This is a genomic window from Microbacterium sp. K35 (assembly GCF_004794375.1).
GTDB classification, from domain to species: domain Bacteria; phylum Actinomycetota; class Actinomycetes; order Actinomycetales; family Microbacteriaceae; genus Microbacterium; species Microbacterium sufflavum.
On the sequence record NZ_SSDM01000032.1, the window covers coordinates 1 to 3,444 of the forward strand.

Here is a 3,444-nt window from a genome sequence, read left to right on the forward strand (position 1 = left end):
ACCGCCGCCACGACCGACCCCGCGGTGCTGCTGCTCGCGCTCGCGGGGTCGGTCGTGGCGGCGGTCGCCATCGGTCCCGCCGACATCACGCCGTCCGAGCTGCTGGCGAGCGCGTGGTCGCACCTGACCGGGGCCGCGAGCGGGCTGAGTCCGATCCGCGACGCGATCGTGTGGGAGGGACGGGTGCCCCGCGTGCTCACGGCCGCGGCGGTCGGTGGCGGCCTCGCGCTGTGCGGCGCGGTCATGCAGGCCCTCACCCGCAACCCCCTCGCCGACCCGTACCTGCTCGGCTTGTCGTCGGGAGCGTCCACGGGCGCCGTGATCGTGATCGTGCTCGGCGCCGCCGTGGCCCTGCCGTTCGCGGCGTTCGCGGGCGCGCTGCTCGCCCTGGCGCTCACACTGGGGCTGGCCAGGGCCGCCGGCGCTTCCTCCGCGACCGCCGTGGTGCTGGCCGGGCTCGCGGTGTCGGCGGTGCTCGGCGCGCTCACCAGCCTCGTGATCTTCTGGAGCGCGACGACCGACAGCTACCGCGAGATCCTCAGCTGGCTGCTCGGCTCCCTCGGCGGCGCCGACTGGTCCTCGGTCGCGCTGGCCGGGACCGCCGCGCTCGTGTGCGCCGTGCCGCTGCTGGCGGCCGCCCGCCCGCTCGACAGCCTGGTGCTCGGCGACACCGCCGCCGAGGCGCTCGGCCTGCCGGTCACCCGGCTGCGCGTGCTGCTGTTCGTCTGCACGGCACTGCTCACCGGGGCCCTGGTCGCCGTGAGCGGATCGATCGGCTTCGTCGGGCTGATCCTGCCCCACGCGGTGCGCGCGGTCGTCGGCTCACGGCACCGGGTGCTGCTGCCGGTGTCGTTCCTGGCGGGGGCCGTGTTCCTCATCTGGGCCGACACGATCGCCCGCACCGTGTTCAATCCGCGCGAACTGCCGGTCGGCATCGTCACGGCGCTGATCGGCGGGCCCGTGTTCGCCGCCCTGATGCTGCGCATGCGGAAGGCCAGGGCATGAGCGGGGCGACTGGTGGGCTGAGCGCGCCGAGCGCCGGACCCGCATCCGCTCCGCGGCGGTGCCCACGGACGGCACGCTCGTGAGCCCGAAGACCGACGGCCTCGACGCGCGGCGGCTCCGGTTCGGCCACGGCGACCGGGCGATCCTCGACGACCTGTCCCTCACGGCGCCCGGCGGTGCGGTCACGGCGCTTCTCGGCCCCAACGGCTCCGGCAAGAGCACGCTGCTGCGCCTGATCGCCGGCACCCTCCGCGGCGAGGTGGAGGCTCTCGCGCTCGACGGGGTGTCGCTGCCCGACCTGCGCCGCCGCGCCCGTGCGCAACGCGTGGCCCTGGTCGAGCAGGAGTGGTCGGCGGCCGAGGGGCTGACCGGACGCGACATCGTGGCGCTCGGGCTGCTGCCCCACCGCGGATGGCTGTCCTTCGACGGCGAGGAGGGCGACGCCGCGGCCGTGCACGACGCCCTCGTCCGCGCGGGGGCCCTCGCCGTCGCCGACCGCGACGCCGCGACGCTCTCCGGCGGCGAGCGCCAGCGCGTGAACCTCGCCAGGGCGCTCGCCCAGCGCCCGTCGCTGCTGCTGTGCGACGAGCCGACCAATCACCTCGACATCCGCGCCCAGCTCGACGCGCTCGCACTGCTCCGTCACCTCGCCGACGACGGCCTGACCGTGCTCGCCGCACTGCACGACCTCAACCACGCCGCCGCCTTCGCCGACCGCATCGTGGTGATCGCGGACGGACGGGTTCAGGCCGCGGGAACCCCGGGCGACGTGCTGACGCGGGAGCTCATCGCCCGCGTCTGGCAGGTCGACGCGCAGGTGCTGTCCCGCGCGGGCAGCGGCCGCCCGCTGATCGTGTTCGACCCCGAGCCCGCCGTGCTGCGGTGACCCCGCGCGTGCGTGTGCTCAGGCGGAGCGCGGGCGGAGGACCGCCAGCGAGCGCAGGGCCCAGCCGAACAGGATCGACAGCACGCCGATGCCCATCGCGAACGCCGCGACGCCGAACGACACCACGGAGGTGAACAGGGACGCCCGCAGGAACGAGGCGTTCATCAGGGTGGCCCGCACCGGGTCGTCCATCGCGAGCTCCGCGTAGGTCTTGCCGTCGGACGCCTCGAGCGCGTGGTGCTGGATGATGTCGGCCTGCACGTAGGCGGTGAGCGGTCCGGCGACCGTCTGCCCCTGGAAGGCCATCGCGTCGTCGGGGATCGTGATGTTCTCCGCCCGCAGCTGCGACGACACCATGATCCAGACGACGATGCCGGCGACGATCAGCACGATGCCGCCGACGATGCCCAGCACGCCGACGACCTTCACGATCCGTCTCCTGCCGTCGTCGGGGTGACGGACTTCGGTGGTCTCGGTCGCTTCGCTCATGGCCGCTCTCCTCGCCTCGGGGACTGCGCCTCCAGGCTAGGGCCGGGGCCGCTGCGCCTCTCGCGGCACGGCCGGAAATAAGCCGGGTGATTCCCCGAGTGCCTCCCCGAGAGCGGCCGCGGCGAGGGCGGCGGCGGTGTCGAGGTCGCGCATCCACAGCGGGTGCACGGGCGCGGGCAGCCCCTGCGCCTCGAGGTCGGGCGCGAGAGGGGCGTCTTCCTCGGCGATCAGCCACGCGTCGAGCAGGCCGCCCGTGGCGCGGGGGCCGTAGTGCCGTCCGACCGCATCGGCCGTGGGGGGAAGGCCGACCGCGGCCAGGCACGCATCGGCCATGCCCCGCACGGGGGATCCCGCGATGATCGGCGACACCCCCACCACCCGACCGGAGGCCGCCCGCACGGCCGCGGCGAGCCCGGGCACGGCCAGGATGGGCCCGAGCGACACCACGGGGTTCGACGGGGCGAAGAGCACGGCGTCGGCCGCGGCGATGGCCTCGACCACGCCCGGCGCCGGGGTCGCGCGCTCGATCCGCGGGTTGTCGAAGCGCTGCGCGGGGACGGTCGCCCGGTGGCGCGTCCACCACTCCTGGAAGTGCATGCGCCCGAGGGTCGTGTCCACGTGCGTGTCGACCTCGGTATCGGTCATCGGCAGCAGCGCGACCCCGAGCGGCCAGCGCGACGCGAGCCGCGCGACGACCTCGGTCACGGTCGCGCCCTCGTGCAGCCACCCGGTGCGGGCGATGTGCGTGCCGAGGTCGAGGTCGCCGAGCGTGAACCACGGCCACCCGGCACCCCAGGCGTGCAGCTCGGCGGCGGTGCGTTCGGATTCGCCCGCCCGGCCCCAGCCCCGCGCGGTGTCGTTGACCCCGGCGAGCGCGTAGACCATCGAGTCGACGTCGGGCTGGAGTCGCAGGCCGCTCAGCCACAGGTCGTCGCCGGTGTTCGCGATCACGGTGATCCGGGCGCGCGTGCCCCCGTCGCCGTCCGGCCAGCATCGCCGTGCGGCCTCGCGCACCCCCACCGTGAACTTCGCGCCGCCGACGCCCCCGGCGGCGCGAAGTTCAC

4 protein-coding genes are annotated in these 3,444 nt (G+C 75.1%); 2 read left to right on the forward strand and 2 right to left on the reverse strand.

Going from position 1 to position 3,444, the window contains the following annotated elements:
• Positions 1–24 precede the first annotated feature (24 nt).
• Positions 25–1,005 carry a putative F420-0 ABC transporter permease subunit gene (locus DW299_RS00790; protein WP_240745274.1) on the forward strand — a complete coding sequence of 327 codons (981 nt, stop codon included), beginning with the start codon at positions 25–27 and terminating at the stop codon, positions 1,003–1,005.
• Positions 1,006–1,063: 58 nt separating this feature from the next.
• Positions 1,064–1,891 carry an ABC transporter ATP-binding protein gene (locus DW299_RS00795; RefSeq protein ID WP_240745272.1) on the forward strand — a complete coding sequence of 276 codons (828 nt, stop codon included), beginning with the start codon at positions 1,064–1,066 and terminating at the stop codon, positions 1,889–1,891.
• An 18-nt stretch (positions 1,892–1,909) separates the two neighbouring features.
• Here the strand turns inward: DW299_RS00795 and DW299_RS00800 are convergent, their stop codons facing one another.
• Both DW299_RS00800 and cofD read right to left on the reverse strand, forming a co-directional pair.
• Complete coding sequence (locus DW299_RS00800) at positions 1,910–2,380, reverse strand: aromatic ring-opening dioxygenase LigA (RefSeq protein WP_136033914.1); 471 nt, start codon at positions 2,378–2,380, stop codon at positions 1,910–1,912.
• A gap of 36 nt (positions 2,381–2,416) precedes the next feature.
• The coding region (gene cofD / locus DW299_RS00805; protein ID WP_240745273.1) for a 2-phospho-L-lactate transferase at positions 2,417–3,444 on the reverse strand (1,028 nt) is incomplete at its 5' end.

Bases quoted from the DNA above. Each gene is read 5' to 3' on its own strand.
- DW299_RS00800 (WP_136033914.1), bottom strand. From the start codon at position 2,380: ATGAGCGAAGCGACCGAGACCACCGAAGTCCGTCACCCCGACGACGGC.